At 71.0% G+C, this 15,782-nt stretch carries 15 protein-coding genes and 2 pseudogenes; 4 read left to right on the top strand and 13 right to left on the bottom strand.

Annotated features, from left to right (window positions below; genetic code table 11):
• Positions 1-95: 95 nt before the first annotated feature.
• The 3 genes from ACWCQK_RS31100 to ACWCQK_RS31090 all read right to left on the bottom strand — a co-directional run bounded on the left by ACWCQK_RS31100 (position 96) and on the right by ACWCQK_RS31090 (position 3,217).
• The gene (locus tag ACWCQK_RS31100; protein ID WP_451160618.1) at positions 96-770 is read right to left on the bottom strand and encodes a UbiX family flavin prenyltransferase; all 675 of its coding nucleotides are present in this window, start codon (positions 768-770) and stop codon (positions 96-98) included.
• 90 nt (positions 771-860) lie between these two features.
• Positions 861-1,763, bottom strand: coding sequence for a menaquinone biosynthesis prenyltransferase MqnP (gene mqnP, locus ACWCQK_RS31095; RefSeq protein ID WP_451160616.1), 903 nt, complete (start codon positions 1,761-1,763; stop codon positions 861-863).
• Positions 1,760-3,217, bottom strand: a complete 1,458-nt coding sequence (locus tag ACWCQK_RS31090; RefSeq protein ID WP_451160614.1) for a menaquinone biosynthesis decarboxylase — start codon at positions 3,215-3,217, stop codon at positions 1,760-1,762. The genes mqnP and ACWCQK_RS31090 overlap by 4 nt, the downstream gene beginning before the upstream one ends.
• An 88-nt stretch (positions 3,218-3,305) precedes the next feature.
• Here ACWCQK_RS31090 and ACWCQK_RS31085 point away from each other — a divergent pair.
• Together ACWCQK_RS31085 and ACWCQK_RS31080 are read left to right on the top strand one after the other, a co-directional pair.
• Positions 3,306-3,590 (top strand): annotated as a pseudogene (locus ACWCQK_RS31085) (PLD nuclease N-terminal domain-containing protein); the annotation flags it as partial.
• A 5-nt stretch (positions 3,591-3,595) separates the two neighbouring features.
• Positions 3,596-4,483, top strand: a pseudogene (locus ACWCQK_RS31080) (LysR family transcriptional regulator); the annotation flags it as partial.
• On the opposite strand, the gene ACWCQK_RS31075 reads toward ACWCQK_RS31080, so the two are convergent.
• Positions 4,380-5,444, bottom strand: a complete 1,065-nt coding sequence (locus tag ACWCQK_RS31075; RefSeq protein ID WP_451160612.1) for a DMT family transporter — start codon at positions 5,442-5,444, stop codon at positions 4,380-4,382. The pseudogene ACWCQK_RS31080 and the gene ACWCQK_RS31075 sit on opposite strands and share 104 nt — an antisense overlap.
• A 127-nt stretch (positions 5,445-5,571) precedes the next feature.
• Positions 5,572-6,339 carry a CDP-alcohol phosphatidyltransferase family protein gene (locus ACWCQK_RS31070; protein WP_451160610.1) on the bottom strand — a complete coding sequence of 256 codons (768 nt, stop codon included), beginning with the start codon at positions 6,337-6,339 and terminating at the stop codon, positions 5,572-5,574.
• Between the two features lie 205 nt (positions 6,340-6,544).
• Between ACWCQK_RS31070 and ACWCQK_RS31065 the strand changes: the two genes are divergently transcribed.
• Together ACWCQK_RS31065 and ACWCQK_RS31060 are read left to right on the top strand one after the other, a co-directional pair.
• Positions 6,545-6,994: a nucleoside deaminase gene (locus ACWCQK_RS31065; RefSeq protein ID WP_451160608.1), complete on the top strand. Its 450-nt coding sequence runs from the start codon at positions 6,545-6,547 to the stop codon at positions 6,992-6,994.
• Positions 6,987-7,988 (top strand): isopenicillin N synthase family dioxygenase, encoded by a 1,002-nt coding sequence (locus tag ACWCQK_RS31060; RefSeq protein ID WP_451160606.1) that lies wholly within the window; start codon positions 6,987-6,989, stop codon positions 7,986-7,988. The genes ACWCQK_RS31065 and ACWCQK_RS31060 overlap by 8 nt, the downstream gene beginning before the upstream one ends.
• Positions 7,989-7,999: 11 nt before the next feature.
• Here ACWCQK_RS31060 and ACWCQK_RS31055 read toward each other — a convergent pair whose 3' ends face one another.
• The 8 genes from ACWCQK_RS31055 to ACWCQK_RS31020 all read right to left on the bottom strand — a co-directional run bounded on the left by ACWCQK_RS31055 (position 8,000) and on the right by ACWCQK_RS31020 (position 15,730).
• On the bottom strand, positions 8,000-8,437 hold the full coding sequence (locus ACWCQK_RS31055; RefSeq protein ID WP_451160604.1) for an SRPBCC domain-containing protein: 438 nt from the start codon (positions 8,435-8,437) through the stop codon (positions 8,000-8,002).
• Between the two features lie 38 nt (positions 8,438-8,475).
• The gene (locus tag ACWCQK_RS31050; protein ID WP_451160602.1) at positions 8,476-9,429 is read right to left on the bottom strand and encodes a CU044_5270 family protein; all 954 of its coding nucleotides are present in this window, start codon (positions 9,427-9,429) and stop codon (positions 8,476-8,478) included.
• Positions 9,426-10,031: an RNA polymerase sigma factor gene (locus ACWCQK_RS31045; protein ID WP_451160600.1), complete on the bottom strand. Its 606-nt coding sequence runs from the start codon at positions 10,029-10,031 to the stop codon at positions 9,426-9,428. The genes ACWCQK_RS31050 and ACWCQK_RS31045 overlap by 4 nt, the downstream gene beginning before the upstream one ends.
• A gap of 77 nt (positions 10,032-10,108) precedes the next feature.
• On the bottom strand, positions 10,109-11,224 hold the full coding sequence (gene ccsB, locus ACWCQK_RS31040; protein ID WP_451160598.1) for a c-type cytochrome biogenesis protein CcsB: 1,116 nt from the start codon (positions 11,222-11,224) through the stop codon (positions 10,109-10,111).
• Positions 11,221-12,945, bottom strand: a complete 1,725-nt coding sequence (gene resB / locus ACWCQK_RS31035; protein ID WP_451160596.1) for a cytochrome c biogenesis protein ResB — start codon at positions 12,943-12,945, stop codon at positions 11,221-11,223. The genes ccsB and resB overlap by 4 nt, the downstream gene beginning before the upstream one ends.
• A gap of 3 nt (positions 12,946-12,948) precedes the next feature.
• Positions 12,949-13,722 (bottom strand): cytochrome c biogenesis CcdA family protein, encoded by a 774-nt coding sequence (locus ACWCQK_RS31030; protein ID WP_451160594.1) that lies wholly within the window; start codon positions 13,720-13,722, stop codon positions 12,949-12,951.
• A gap of 1 nt (position 13,723) precedes the next feature.
• Positions 13,724-14,314: a TlpA family protein disulfide reductase gene (locus ACWCQK_RS31025; RefSeq protein WP_451160592.1), complete on the bottom strand. Its 591-nt coding sequence runs from the start codon at positions 14,312-14,314 to the stop codon at positions 13,724-13,726.
• Between the two features lie 78 nt (positions 14,315-14,392).
• The gene (locus ACWCQK_RS31020; RefSeq protein WP_451160590.1) at positions 14,393-15,730 is read right to left on the bottom strand and encodes a hypothetical protein; all 1,338 of its coding nucleotides are present in this window, start codon (positions 15,728-15,730) and stop codon (positions 14,393-14,395) included.
• Positions 15,731-15,782: the final 52 nt, after the last annotated feature.

Below are 15,782 nucleotides of genomic sequence, written 5' to 3'. Positions count from 1 at the left end.
GCTAGACGTGCGGGACGTGCTTCGCGTGCTCGATGTAGCTGATGTACCTGACATGCCCGATGTGCTCGAAGTGCTTGATGTGCTTCTCGACCTGCTCAGGCCGGGCGGGAGCCGCCGCCGAGTTCGCCCTGCCAGCGACGGTAGAGCCCGTGTCCGACCCCCGCCGCGTCGAGGACCCGTCCGGCGACGAAGTCCACGAGGTCCTGGATGTGCGTGGCGCCCGCGTAGAAGGCGGGCGAGGCCGGCACCACGGCGGCTCCGGCGTCGTCCAGCGCCACCAGGTGCCGGAGCGTCTGCCCGTTCAGCGGGGTCTCGCGGACGGCGACGACCAGGGGCCGCCGCTCCTTGAGCGTCACGCTCGCCGCCCGCTGCAACAGGTCCTTCGACAGCCCGAGAGCGACCCCGGCGACGCAGGCCGTGGACGCGGGCACGATCACCATGCCCCGCGCCGGATACGACCCCGAGGACGGCCCCGCGGCCAGATCCCCCGCACCCCAGTACCGCACCCCCTCGATGTCCGCCTCGAAGGTGCCCGGCTTGCCGTCGGCCCCCCGGGACAGCCACTCCCGCAGGTCGTCCCGCCAGTGCGCGTCCCGGAAGGAGATCCCGGTCTCGTCGAGCAGGGTGAGCCGTGAGGCCCGGCTGACGACCAGATCGACGCTCTCGCCCGCGTCCAGAAGCGCCCGCAGCACAGCGGCCGCGTAGGGCGTACCGGACGCTCCGGAGACCCCCACGATCCAAGGCGCGCGCTCAGTTTCTCCTGCGTTCACACCTTGAGCGTACCGGCGGGCCGGGAGGTACTCAGGCCGGGTGCGGAGGATCCCCGCCGTCAGCCACCCCGTCGGTCCCTCGCGCCGCGCTCAGAGGGTCAGGCCCCGGACCAGGAGGTCGAGGAGCGCGCACACGAACAGACTGATCCCGATGAACCCGTTGGTCGAGAAGAACGCCCTGTTCAGACGGGACAGATCATGCGGTCGTACGATCGTGTGCTCGTACACGAACGCGCCCGCGACGATGACCAGGCCCAGCCAGAAGAACGCGCCCGCGCCGGTCGCCAGCGCGTACCAGACGAACAGCGCCGTCGTGATCGCGTGACAGACCCGCGCTCCCCGGATCGCCGCCGGGATGCCGAAGCGCGCCGGCACCGACATGACGCCGATCTCGCGGTCGGTCTCGACGTCCTGGCAGGCGTAGATCAGGTCGAAGCCGCCGATCCAGATGCCGACGGCGAGACCCAGGATCACCGCGTCCCAGGACCAGGAACCGGAGATCGCCAGCCAGCCGCCGATCGGGCCCATCGCCTGGGCCAGGCCGAGGATGGCCTGCGGGAAGTTCGTGAACCGCTTGCCGTAGGGGTAGACCACCATCGGGATCACCGCGATGGGGGCCAGGGCCAGGCACAGGGGGTTGAGCAGGGCCGCCGAGCCGAGGAAGACGACCAGGGCGATCAGCGCGCCCGTCCAGGCGTGCCGCACCGACATCGCGCCGGTCACCAGCTCGCGCTGCGCCGTGCGCGGGTTGCGGGCGTCGATCTCGCGGTCGATGATCCGGTTGACGGCCATCGCGAAGGTGCGCAGGCCGACCATCGCGAGCGTGACGAGCAGCAGCCGGCCCCAGTGGACGTTCTCGTCCCGGTCGTACATCGCGGTCAGGGCGGCGATGTAGGCGAAGGGCAGCGCGAAGACCGAGTGCTCGATCATGACCAGGCGCAGGAACGCCTTGGTGCGCCCCGGCTGCGGGATCGCGGCGGAAGCTGAACTCACAGCCCGTACTCCTTCCAGCGGCGGTCGACCGTCGCCGCCGTCCGTGGGTCGGACAGCACCATCTCGGGCCATCCGCCGTCCCGTGTGTAGCCCTCCTCGGGCCACTTCCTCGTCGCGTCGATGCCCGCCTTGCCGCCCCAGAACTGCTGATAGGAGGCGTGGTCGAGATGGTCGACCGGGCCTTCGACGACCGTGAGGTCACGGGCGTAGTCCGTGTTGCCGAGGGCCCGCCAGGCGACCTCGTGCAGATCGTGCACGTCGCAGTCGGCGTCGACGACCACGATCAGTTTGGTCAGGGACATCATGTGCGCGCCCCAGACCGCGTGCATGACCTTCTGGGCGTGCTTGGGGTACTTCTTGTCGATCGAGACGATCGCGCAGTTGTGGAAGCCGCCCGCCTCGGGCAGGTGGTAGTCCACGATGTCCGGGACGATGATCTTCAGCAGCGGGAGGAAGAAGCGTTCCGTCGCACGGCCCAGCGGTCCGTCCTCCGTCGGAGGGCGTCCTACGACGATCGACTGGAGCAGCGGCCGCTTCCGCATGGTCACGCAGTCGATCTTCAGCGCGGGGAAGGGCTCCTGCGGGGTGTAGAAGCCGGTGTGGTCGCCGAAGGGGCCCTCGGGGAGCATCTCCCCCGGCTCCAGCCAGCCTTCGAGGACGACCTCCGCCTGCGCGGGGACCTGGAGCGGGACCGTCTTGCAGTCGACCATCTCGATCCGCTTGCCCGCGATGAACCCGGCGAAGAGGTACTCGTCGATGTCACCGGGCAGCGGTGCCGTGGACGCGTACGTCACGGCCGGCGGACAGCCGAAGGCGATCGCGACCGGCAGCCGCTCGCCGCGCCGGGCCGCCACCTGGTAGTGGTTGCGGCTGTCCTTGTGGATCTGCCAGTGCATGCCGATCGTGCGCCGGTCGTGGCGCTGGAGGCGGTACAGGCCCAGGTTGCGGATTCCGCTCTCCGGGTCCTTGGTGTGGGTCAGCCCCAGGTTGAAGAACGAGCCGCCGTCCTGCGGCCAGGTGAAGAGCGCGGGGAGCCGGTCGAGGTCGACGTCGTCACCGTGCAGGACGACCTCCTGCACCGGCGCGCTGTCGGACTTCACCTTCTTCGGCGGTACGTGCGTCATCGCGCCGAGCTTCCCGAACGCCTCGCGCACACCGACGAACCCGTGCGGCAGCTCGGGCCGCAGCAGGCCGCCGATCTTCTCGGAGATCTCGCCGTACGACGTGAGACCGAGGGCCTTGAGCAGCCGCCGGTCGGTGCCGAAGACGTTCATCGCGAGGGGCATGGCGGAGCCCTTCACGTTCTCGAAGAGCAGCGCCGGGCCGCCCGCCTTCTGCACCCGGTCGACGATCTCCCCGACCTCCAGGTACGGATCGACCTCGGCCTTGATGCGCTTGAGGTCTCCCTCACGCTCCAGTGCCCTGAGCAGAGAGCGAAGATCGTCGTAAGCCATGCGGTCCAGTATCCGGTACGGGCTAGTCTGACCCCGTCACCGGGGCCGTCCCGTGCCCCGTCGTCGTCTTCTGGGGGATCGACCGCTCATGCTCAGGTATCTGCCCTTTCTGCTGGTCCTGGCGCTGTGGATCTACGCCTTCATCGACTGCCTGAACACACCCGAGGACCAGGTGCGCGTCCTGCCGAAGGTGGTGTGGGTGATCGTCATCCTGCTCTTCGGCGAGGTGCTCGTCGGCCCGGTCGCCTGGCTGGTGGCCGGCAAGGTGCGCGCCGCTCCCGAGGCCGGTCCCGCGCGGTTCGTCGCGCCCGACGACAACCCCGAGTTCCTGAAGTCGCTGAACAAGGAGGACGAGGAGAAGAAGGACGACGCGGGCTGATGGAGCTGCGGCTGCTGGTCACCTTCGAGAAGGTCGCGACCACCCTGAGCTTCACCCGGGCGGCGGCCGAGCTCCAGTACGCCCAGTCCAGCGTGACCAGCCAGATCCGCGCCCTGGAGTCCTCGCTCGGCACGGAGCTCTTCGACCGGCTCGGGAGCCGGATCCGGCTCACCGACGCCGGTGAGCGGCTGCTGCCGTACGCCCGGCAGATCATCGAGCTGACCGAGGAGGCCCGCACGGCGGTCGCCGGCACCCGGGAACCGGCCGGCCCGCTCGCGGTCGGCACGATGGAGTCGCTGACGAACTACCGTCTGCCGCCGCTCCTGGAGTTCTTCCACCACCGCTACCCGCGGGTGCGCCTCTCTCTGCGCACCACCATCGGCGACGAGACCCGGCAGGCCCTCCGGCAGGGGACGTACGACCTCGGTTTCCTGATGGAGGAGACGACCGAGCACCCGGGCCTGGAGACACGGGTGCTGACGGTCGAGCCACTGGTGCTGGTCGCGGCGCCGGGCCACGCCCTGGCCGCCGCCGGGGCGTCGGTGACCGCATCCGGCCTCGTACGGGAGTCGCTGCTCGCCTCCGAACCGGGCTGCGCCTACCGCGATCTGTTCGAGCGTGAGCTCGCGCCCCACGGCACGGTCGCGTTCACGGAGTTCGGCACGATCGAGGCCACCAAACGCGCGGCGGCGGCCGGCCTCGGCATCTCGCTGCTGCCCGAGGTGACGGTCGCGGCCGAACTGGCGCGGGGGTCGCTCGTCCGGCTGCCGTGGCAGCCGCCGTTCACGCTTCGGACGCAGCTGGCGTGGCGGGCCGGGAAGCGGCTTCCGGCGCACGCCCGGCTGTTCGTGGACCGGGCAGGGCAGTTGCTGGCCGAGCAGTCGGCGGGGTCGGCGCGGTCCGCGCGAGCGTGACCCGCAGGCTCGCGAACACGATCAGCGGGACGCCGAGGGCCTGGACGAGGCCGATGTGGTGGCCGTAGACCGCCCAGTCCATGACCATCGCGACCGCCGGGTAGACGAAGGCGAGGACGGCGATCTTCGAGGTGGGCAGCTGGGCGTAGGCCGCGTACATCAGGACGTACATCACACCGGTGTGGATCAGGCCGAGCCCGGCCAGCCAGACCCAGCCCGCGCCCGTGCCGCGCAGGGCGCCGAAGTCGGCGAAGGGCAGCAGGAGCGGGATGCCGACCAGTACCTGCACGAGCGCGATGAGGTGCGGCCGTACGCCGGTGACCCGCTTGGTGACCAGGGTGGACAGGCCGTAGAGCAGGGCGGCGAGCAGTGCCTGGCCGACGCCGAGGGCGTAGGTGCCGCCGCTGGTGAAGTCGCCCGGGGTGATGCCCGAGACGAGGACCAGCCCGGCGAAGGCGACGGCGATCCAGCCGACCTTGGCGGCGGTCAGCCGCTCCCGGAAGAGCAGGGCGCCCAGGAGCACGACGTAGAACGGCTGGGTGTGGTAGACGACCGTGGCCACGGATATGGACGTGTTCTCGTACGACTCGAACAGGAACACCCAGTTGAGGACGATGAACACGCCGCCCAGCGCGGCCAGGCCGAGGGTGCGCGGGGTGAAGCCGTGGCCGCGCAGCCAGCCGCGGGCCACGACGTAGCCGCCGAGCGCGAGGGCGCCGAACAGGACGCGGAAGAAGACGACGTCGAAGGGCGAGGCCCCCGACTCGACGACGAACACGCCGAGGGTGCCGGAGAGCACCATCGCCGCCGTCAGCTGGACGACGCCCTTCCTCTCCGAGGCCGTCCCCCGCGCGCCGTCGCCCTGTGAGCCCGTGTCCTGTGAGCTTCCGCTCTGTGGGCCCTTGCTCTGTGAGGTCATGTCCTGTGAGGTCATGTCCTGGACGCTACGAGCGTCGCGCGGAGCCGGTCCACGAGCCAGTGGCGCGTCCTGCCGATGGGGCCATCGGCGCCACCGATGGGCGCTCCGCCTCCCGTCCCGCCCGCGCGGCGGACCGGCCGCCTCAGCGCAGCCGCGACGACGACAGGATCGACAGCAGGTGCGCCGGAACCATCACCCAGGTGATGACGGCGAGCGCGCCGAGCGCCCAGCGGGTCGGCTCGATCCCGCCGGTGACCGTGTCGGCGACGGCCGCGGCCAGCAGCACCAGGGACGCCTCGATGCCGTTGGTGACTCGGTGGATCTTGAAGGCCGCGGCGAGGCGCCGCACGGTGGCCACGCCCTGCGAACGCGGCCGGGTCGCCTCGTCGTCGGCGACGCTCAGCCCGCGCCGGGCGCGCGCCACGTCCACCAGGTCGGTCGAGGCCTTCAGCAGGACGACACCGAGGGCGGTGGCGATGCCGACCGACAGCCAGCCGCCGAATCCCGACTCGGCCGCCCGGTACCCGGCTCCCGCCAGCAGCGCCGCGTCCGCGAGATAGGCGCCGAGGCGGTCGACGTAGATGCCGGTCGCGCTGTTCTGGCCCTTCCAGCGGGCGACCTCGCCGTCCACGCAGTCGAAGAGCAGGAAGAGCTGCATCAGCACGACCGCCAGGACGGCGCCGGTCAGGCCCGGGATCATCAGCGCGGCGCCGGAGGCGACCCCGCACCCGACCATCGTCCAGGTCAGCTGGTCCGGGGTGACGGGGGTCCGCACCAGCTGCCGGGTCAGCCGCAGCGAGATCCTGCGCATGTACCACCGGCCCGCCCAGTGCTCACCGTTGCGGCTCGCCAGTTTGGCCTGCGGCTGGCAGACCTCGCGCAGCTCCTCCAGAACCGGCGCAGCAACCATGGAACTTCCCTCCCACCGGGGCCCGGCCGGGCCCCAACTGCCGCTCACGCGGCGACGATCGGGCCAGGGTACAGACCGGGTTTCCACGGGCTTTACCCAGGTGACGCCTCACGGCCACGGCCTCGATGGCCCGGACGCGCCACCCCGGGGGCGCGTCGCGCACGTCGCCCTCGTGTTCCGGCCTCGGCCCCAGCACAGTGGGGGCATGGATCAGGCACAGGCACGCACATGGCTCGCCACCGCCGTCGCCGAGGCACGCGCCGGCCTCGCCGAGGGCGGCATCCCGATCGGCGCCGCGCTCTACGGAGGCGACGGCACCCTGCTGGGCCGCGGACACAACCGGCGCGTCCAGGACGACGACCCCTCGGCGCACGCGGAGACGGCCGCCTTCCGGGCGGCGGGACGGCAGCGGTCGTATCGCGGTACGACCATGGTGACCACCCTCTCGCCGTGCTGGTACTGCAGCGGGCTCGTCCGCCAGTTCGGCATCTCGCGCGTGGTCGTCGGCGAGGCGGTCACCTTTCACGGTGGCCACGACTGGCTCGCGGAGCACGGCGTGGAGATCGTGCTCCTGGACGACCCCGAGTGCGTCGAGCTGATGCGCGACTTCATCAGGACCGAACCGGCACTGTGGAACGAGGACATCGGTGAGTGAGCCCACCGCCCCCCGGGGCGCCCGTACCCCGCGCACGCCCCGCATCCCGACCGTCGATCTGCGGCCCTGGCTCGACGGTGGCCCCGAGGCCCGCGCCGGCATCGCCCGCACCGTCGACCTGGCCCTCCAGACCGCCGGCTTCCTCCTGGTCACCGGACACGGCGTGGACCCCGGTCTGCGCGCCCGCCTCCGGGCGGCGGCCCGCGCCTTCTTCACGCTGCCCGAGGCGGCCAAGCGGCGCTACGCGGCGAAGGTCGGCGGCCGGGGCTGGCTCGGCCCCGGCGCGGAGGCCAACGGGTACGCGGAGGGGACCGAGACCCCGCCGGACCTGAAGGAGTCGCTGACGTTCGCGACGCACGAACCCTTCGAGGATCCGGCCGTCAACGCGGAGTGGTACGCGCCCAACGTATGGCCTCGCGAAGTACCCGCGCTGCGGGCGCTGTGCGAGGAGTACCTGGCCCGGATGGCCGAGCTGGAGAACCACCTGCTCGCCCTGCTCGGCGAGGCGCTGGGCCTCGAACCCGACTTCTTCACCCGGCACATGGACCATCCGACGTACGGCTTCAACATCAACTGGTACCCGGGGACCGATGTGCTCGGTGAACCCCTGCCGGGGCAGTTCCGCATCGGTCCGCACACCGACTTCGGCACGGTCACCCTCCTGGACCGGCAGGCCGGCCGGGGCGGGCTCCAGGTCTGGACGGACGACGGCGGCTGGGAGGACGCGCCGTACGACCCGGCCGCCTTCACCGTCAACATCGGCGATCTGATGGCCCGCTGGACCGGCGACCGCTGGCGTTCCGGCCGCCACCGCGTGCTGCCGCCGCCTTCGGACGCGCCCGCCGAGGAGCTGATGTCGCTGGTCTACTTCGGCGAGTGCGCCCCGGGAACGCTCGTCGAGTCGGTCCCGGCACCGGTGGGGCGGGTGCGGTACCCGGCCGTGGACTCGCACGCGTACCTGCGCGAGAAGCTGAACTCGATCACCGTGGACTGACCGCGGACTTCCTAACACCTGCCCGGGTCCAGCACGCCGGGGGTCCCGGCCGGACCGCCGAGTCGATCAATCAGGCGTTCGAATCGAGCCCGCCAGCCCGGTTCGGACGCGCCCGCACCCCGGAACTCGTGCGTGAACCGCAGAGAGGTCCCCGCGTCCCCGTCCCGCTCCAGATGGAAGCGGATCCGGCCGCCGCCCTCCACCGTGTACTCGGCGACCCGGCCCACGTCCCACGCGGTGACCTGCCCGCTGCCCAGCCCGCGCAGGGTGACCGCGCCGCCGAGCCGGGGTTCGAGCACCTCGGCCTCGGTGAACCAGCCCGCGAGCCCCTCCCGGCCGGCCAGCGCCGGCCAGACCCTCTCCACGGGCACCGGCAGCCGCACCAGGAAATGGAGGATGTGCGCGTTCCCGTGCGTCACGCTGGTGCCCTGCTCGACGGAACCGGTCATGACACCAGCGTGACCCCTGACGGGAGGCGCTGCACGCGCTACGGCCGCTGCCCGGCCTTGTCCACGACCGCGCGCCGCACCACGGCGGTGCTGTCGCCGATCGATCCCTTCTCGTGGGTCCCCTCGTCCTGCGTGTACACGAAGCGCGTGCCGAGGAACCGGTGGGTCTTCTGGTCGAAGATCCACTCTTCCCGCCCGGACAGGCCCGGCTCCTGGTGGGCGAGCGCCACACCGCGCCGCCCGGCGGCGTCGACGGCACCCCGGACAACGATCACTCCGGGGATCCTGGCCACGGCCCGGTAGAGCGCGGCGCTCTGCTTCGGCGGCAGCAGTCCGCTGCTGATCAGCTCGCTCGCCCGCGTGAACGGCTCCGACTCGGTGCGGACGCGTCCGTACCGCAGCGCCGTGGCCGGCCGCGCCAGCCAGGCGTACATCCCGTCGGCGTCGGTGGGCAGCGACGACGGGTCCCAGAGCCTCACATACTCGTAGCCGGACCCGGGCCCGGCCGCGCCCCGCGCCGAGGGAGCGACCGACTCCTCCCGCCCCGCTGTTCTGATCAGGCCGGGACGGGCGCCGTCCACGGCCGCCCATTGCTCCTCCCGGTGGGTCGACCGGCCCTTCTCCACGATCTTCCCGTCCGCGGCCGCCACCTCGGTCCTGGTGTGCGTCACCTCCGTGTCGACGTACCTGTACTGGTCGTCGCGCACGTCGCCGAATCCGTCGTCCTCGTGCTCGGCCGCGGTCGCCACGCTCTCCAGGAAGGCGGCCGCGCCGAGGGGCCGACGGGTGCCCGGGGCACTGTCCCCGGAGGGCACGACGAGGGTGAAGGTGACGGCGCAGACGGCCGCGACCGCCCCCGCCACCAGGGCGGGCCGCAGCCAGGCCCTGCGCGCTCGGGGGTGGTCCTCGGCTCCGAGGGTCTCGGCCATCAGATGCTCCTTGAGAAGTCGGTGACGGCCCGGCGGAAGGTCCCGCTCCGGCAGCTCGGTCATGAGTTCCCCTCCCTCAGGGCCCCGACCGCGGTGACGCGGTCGCCTCTCATCTGTCCGTAGGCGTGCGGCGGTTCCATGTGTTCCGCGAGTTTCGCCCGCGCCCGCGAGAGCCTCGACCGCACGGTCCCGACGGGCACTCCGAGCGCCTCCGCGGCGGCCCGGTAGTCCAGCCCGGACCACACGCACAGCGCCAGCACCTCTCGCTCGGCCCTGCGCAGCCGGGCCAGCGCGGCGCGTACGAGGGCCAGTTGCGCGGCGTCGTCGATGCGGCCGGCCACCTCGTCGGCGAAGTCACCTGCGGCCTCCTCGCGCGGGAGGCGGGCCACGGCCGCCGCGTGTCTCCGGGCCGCCCGGCGGGTGTTGCGGGTGATGTTGGTGGCTATGCCCAGCAGCCAGGGGCGCGGGGAGCCGCCGTCCTCGTCGAGCCGCTCGCGCAGCCGCCAGGCGTCCAGGAAGGTCAGCGAGACGACGTCCTCGGCGACCGTCCACTCCCCCGTCAGCCGGAACGCGTGGTTGTAGACGGAGCGCGCGTACGCGTCGAAGAGCTCGCCGAAGGCGTCGTGGTCCCCCGCGCGGACGCGTCTTCGCAGATTCGTATCCACGCCCCTCTACCTGTCCGCACGACAGAGGCCGGTTCCTGTGACCTGAGCCACAGCAACCGGCCTCGGGGGTACGGGACTCAGACGCCCGCGTACGAGTGCTTGCCGGAGACGAAGATGTTCACGCCGTAGTAGTTGAACAGCCAGCAGGCGAAGGCGATCAGCGCGATGTACGCGGCCTTGCGGCCCTTCCAGCCGGCCGTGGCCCGCGCGTGCAGGTAGCAGGCGTAGGCGACCCAGGTGATGAACGCCCACGTCTCCTTGGGGTCCCAGCCCCAGTAGCGGCCCCACGCGTCGCCCGCCCAGATCGCGCCCGCGATGATCGTGAACGTCCACAGCGGGAAGACGGCCGCGTTGACGCGGTAGGAGAACTTGTCCAGGGACGCCGAGGCGGGCAGCCGCTCCAGGAACGAGGTCGCGAAGCGGCCGGGCCTGCCGCCGTTCGCGAGCTTGTTCTCGTAGGAGTCCTTGAACAGGTAGAGGATCGTGCCGACCGCGCCGACGTAGAAGACCGCGCCGCACAGGATCGCGGTCGACACGTGGATGTAGAGCCAGTACGAGTGCAGGGCGGGAACCAACTGGTCACTGGCGGTGTACAAGACAGTGACGGCGACGCCGAGATCGAGGAGGACCGAGGTGATCAGGAACAGGCCGAGCCAGCGCACGTTCTTCTTCAGCGCGAGCAGCGTGAGGTACACGCCGACGGCGACGGTGGAGAAGGTGATGTTGAACTCGTACATGTTGCCCCACGGCGCCCGCTCCACCGAGGCCGCGCGGGCGATCACGCCGCCCAGCTCGATGACGAAGGCGAGCGCGGTGAGCGAGATGGCGATACGCCCGTAGAGGTCGCCCTGCTCGTCACCGCCGTGGGCGCCCGGCCCGTCGGGCACGTCACGCGAGCCGGTCGCGGCCCGCACCACGACCTTCGGCCGCTCCAGTACGGCGGTGCCGCCGGCGTTCTGCACGGTGACCGCCGGCGCTGTCTTCGGCCGCGGCGTGGAGGTGAGCGCGGCGGCGGTGCGGCCGACCTTGCTGCGGCTGCCGAAGAGCCATTCGGCGATGTACGCGAAGAAGGCCAGGGTGTAGACGGCCATCGCGGAGTAGATCAGCGTGTTGCTGACATTCGCGAGGTGTTCGTTGGTCGCGACGGCGAGATCGGTCACGCCGGCGAGATCGTTCGCGGTGGCGAGAGTCACTTCTCAGCCCCTTCGGCAGGTACGACTTGGGGGTCGGGGGATGCGGACGGATCGTCGTCGGGGTCGGGAGCCCCGGGGGCCTGGTCGTACAGGATCCCGGCGAGGTCGCCGAGCTCCTCGGGTACCTTGGCGGACTCGCTGCGGCCGAGCCCGGCCATCTCGACGACGGTCACGCCGTCCGCGCCCTTCACCGCCCGCACCCACACCCGGCGGCGCTGGATGAACAGGGAGCCGGCGAGTCCGAAGATCGCGGCGACGGCGCCGACGAGCGCCCAGCCGCTGCCGGGCTGCTGCGTGACCTGGAAGTTCGCCCACTGCTTGGTGCCCTCGTAGGTGATCGAGCCGGCGCCGTTCGGCAGGGTCATGGTCTGCCCGGGCTTCAGGTTCTTGCGCAACTGCGCGCCCTTGGCGTCCTTGAAGTCCTTCATGTGCGTCTTGTCGAGCTGGTACACGCTCTGCGGGATGCCCGCGTCGACCCCGAGGTCGCCGTGGTACGCCTCCAGGTTCAGCACCGGGTTCAGCATCGCCGGGAACTGCGAGGACACCGCGTCGCCCCCGCCGTAGGTCGGCAGGAAGAACGCCTGGAAACCGAGCTGTTCGGTGACGCCCCGGGGGTTCTTGTAGCCGTCCATGACCTTGACCACGCCGGAGGAGGTGACGTTGGAGTCCAGCGGCAGCAGCGGTACGGCGTTGTGGAAGACGACATCGCCCTTGCCGTCCTTGACGGTCACGACGGGGGCGTAGCCGTGGGCGGTGAGATAGACCTTCGAGTCGCCGATCGCCAGCGGCTCGTTCACCTTGACGGTGGTCCTCTTCTCCTTGCCGTAGGCGCCCTCGCTGTAGGTGAGGGCCGCCTGGTAGGTGCGCGGGGTGCCCCGGTTGGGGCCGGTGAGCTCGTAGGTGCCGGTGAACTTGTCCAGCACGAAGCTGAAGGGCACCAGGTCGTCGGAGCTGAAGAGGTTGCCGGACTTGAAGTCGTCGTAGGAGATCAGCGTGTTCGAGAAGCCGTCGCCCTCGACGACCAGCTTGTTGCCCTCGGACTTGAACAGCTGGCCCCAGGCGAAGGCGGACAGCATCACGATCAGCGCGATGTGGAAGGCGAGGTTGCCGACCTCGCGCAGATAGCCCTTCTCCGCGGCGACCGCGTCCCCGGCGAGGTGGGCGCGGAAGCGGCGCTTCCTCAGCAGCGCGAGCGCGGCCTCGCGGACCCGCTCCGGTTCGGCCTCGGTGCGCCAGGTCGTGTACGCGGGCAGCCGGGTCAGCCGGCGGGGCGCGCCCGGCGGCCGGCTGCGCAGCTGGCCGACGAACTGCCAGGTGCGGGGCACGATGCAGCCGATGAGGGAGACGAACAGCAGGATGTAGATCGCGGAGAACCACACCGAGCTGTAGACGTGGAAGAGTCCGAGCCTGTCGTAGACGTCCGCGAGGGTCTCGTGGGCGGCCCGGAAGTCGGCGACCTTCGTCGCGTCGGTTCCGGACTGCGGGATCAGCGAGCCGGGGATCGCGCCGAGCGCCAGCAGCAGGAGCAGCAGCAGCGCGACCCGCATGGAGGTGAGCTGCCGCCAGAACCAGCGGACCCAGCCGACGACCCCCATACCGGGCGGGTTGGCCGACGACTCCAGGGGCGCGGTGGACAGCTGGGAGCCGGCGGCACCGAGGTCCTGGTCGTCCGGGGCGGCCGGGGTCTCCCCCGTCGGCGTGCCGGTTGTCGTCTCGCTCATCGCTCAGATCCCCACAGTGAAGCCGTTGGACCAGGTCTGCATGTCCTGCACGATGCGGTCCCACGCGCCGGTCAGCAGCAGCACACCGGTCACGATCATCATGGTGCCGCCGACGCGCATGACCCACGTGTAGTGGCGCTTGACCCAGCCGAAGGCGCCGAGCGCCTTGCGGAAGGCGACCGCGGCCAGCACGAAGGGCACGCCGAGGCCGAGGCAGTAGGCGACGGTCAGTATGGCACCGCGGCCCGCGCTGGACTGCTGGGAGGACAGCGCCAGCACGGAGGCGAGGGTCGGGCCGATGCAGGGCGTCCAGCCGATGCCGAACAGCGCGCCGAGCAGGGGGGCGCCCAGCAGCCCGGCGACGGGACGCCGGTGGAAGCGGAACTCCCGCTGGGTGAGCCAGGGCATCAGCCCCATGAAGAAGACGCCCATGAGGATCATGAGCACGCCGAGCACCTTGGACAGGACGTCGCGGTGGCCCTGGAGCGTGTCGCCGAAGTAGCCGAACAGCGCTCCGCTGGAGACGAACACGGCGGTGAAGCCGAGGACGAAGAGGGAGGCGCCCGCGACCATCCGGCCCCGCTTGGCCTCGGCCAGGTCGGTGCCGGTGACCCCGGTGACATAGGACAGATAGCCGGGGACCAGGGGCAGGACGCACGGCGAGAAGAAGGAGACGAGGCCGCCGAGCAGGGCGATGGGCAGGGCGACGAGCAGGGCGCCGTTGAGCACCGTCTGGTTCGGGTCCGTCGCCGCGGCGAGCAGGGACACTGCGCTCACGTCACTTCTCCGCGAGGACCGGGGAGATCATCTTGCGCAGCTTCTCCTCGCTGAGCGCGGACAGCGAGCGGGCGGCGATCTTCCCGTCCCGGTCGAGGACCAGCGTGGAGGGGATCGCCTGCGGGTTGAGGGTGCCCCTGCCGAAGCGGAGCATCAGCTTGCCCGTCGGGTCGTACAGACTCTGGTAGCCGACGCCGTACTGCTTCTCGAAGGCGCGCGCGGGACTGGTGCTGGTGTCGCGGGTGTTGATGCCGACGAACTGCACGCCCTGGCTCTTGAGGTCCTGGGAGACCTTCTCGAAGTCGGGTGCCTCGGCCCGGCACGGCGGGCACCAGGAGCCCCACACGTTCAGGACGACGACCTTGCCCTTGAAGTCGGCGACGTCGAGCCGCTTGCCGTCGACGGTCTCGCCGGACAGGTCGGGTGCGGCGGCCCGCTCCCCCTTGTCGGCGGTCGCGATGCCGTCCTTGCCCATGACGAAGTTGGTGTTGCCGCCTCCCCCGGAGGTGCCCCCGGAGCTACAGGCGGACAGCACCAGCGCGGCGACGGCGGCACCGGCGATGGTCAGGGGGGCGCGGCTGGCGGCACTCATGTGAAAAGTTTCGCATGCCCGTTCTGAGGATCTTGCGCACCCCCCTTGCGGGCGGAAACCCGCATTTCAGGCGGCGCTTCAGGAAGCGGTGGGACTTGCCGTCGAACCGGCGGTGGACCCGGCGGTGGACCCGGACGTCGAACCGGCGGTGGACCCGGCCGCGGACGTGTCCTTCAGGAACTCCTGCCAGCCGCCGGCCGGCTGCTGGCCGACATCCAGCGTGCGCAGCTTGGTGAGCACCTCGGGCCGCTGCACGTCGAGCCAGTCCGCGAACTGCCGGAAGGAGACCAGCCGTACGTCGGCGCCCTTCTCCTTCTCCCGCGCGATGTGCTTGAAGGCCTCTTCCACGGCGTCCATGTAGATGCCGCCGTTCCAGTGCTCGAAGTGGTTGCCGATGAAGAAGGGCGCGCGATTCGTCTCGTATGACCGCCGGAAGCCGGATATGTACGCCTGTGCTGCCTGTTGCCGCCAGCCCGGGTAGTTGTGGGCGGGCGCGTTGGTGGAGTTGACCGACTGGTTGGCGAGGATGTTGTAGTCCATCGAGAGGACCTCGAAGGAGTGGCCGGGGAACGGCATCTGCTGCAACGGCAGGTCCCACAGCCCCTGTCGCTTCCCGGGCCATACCTGCCGGCCGCCGGGCGAGGAGGCGTCGTAGCGCCAGCCGAGCTCGCGGGCGGCGGGCAGCAGCTTGTCCTGGCCGAGGAGGCAGGGCGTACGGCCGCCGACGAGCTCCTTGTCGTAGTCGAAGGGCAGCGACGGCAGATCGGTCCACCCGGTGTTGGTCCGCCACTCCTTCACGAACGACTTGGCCTGCGCGATCTCGCTCTTCCACTGCTGCGGGGTCCAGTTGCCGACCGTGCCGTAGCCGCCACAGAAGTGGCCGTTGAAGTGGGTGCCGATCTCGTGCCCCTCCAGCCAGGCGCGGCGGACGTTGGTGAGCGTCGCCTTGACGTGCTCGTCGGTGAGGTAGCCGATGTCGGAGGCGCCGCGCGGGTTGTTCGGCGGGTCGTAGAGCCGCTTCTTCGACTCGGGCAGCAGATACAGCCCGGAGAGGAAGAAGGTCATGCTCGCGCCGTGCTCCTTGGCGAGGTCGAGGAAGCGCGGGAAGAGTCCGTTGCCGACCTCGCCGGCGCCGTCCCAGGAGAAGATGACGAACTGCGGCGGCTGCTGGCCGGGCTCCAGCGGTTCGGGCTTGGCCGGCTGGTGCGGCTGCCTGCCGGTGAAGGAGGTCGAGCCGTCGCCGAGGGGGCGTGCGGTGGCGCTCGGCTTGGCGCTGGGGGTACGGGAACCGCCGGTGGCGGTCGGACCGTCCGATGCCGTGGGCGTACCGGTGTGCGTGCCGCACCCCGCGAGTCCGGCGGCGGCCGCGGCCCCTGCGCCGAGACCGAGTGCTCCCCTGCGGGTGAGAGTGCGCATGGCATCCCCGTTCGTCGCGTTCTCTGGTGTCACCCATTCAGAGGACGCGACG

This window comes from Streptomyces sp. NPDC002306, from assembly GCF_053593435.1.
Note: the sequence above shows the minus strand (reverse complement) of the source record. Positions and strands in the feature narration are given on the sequence as shown.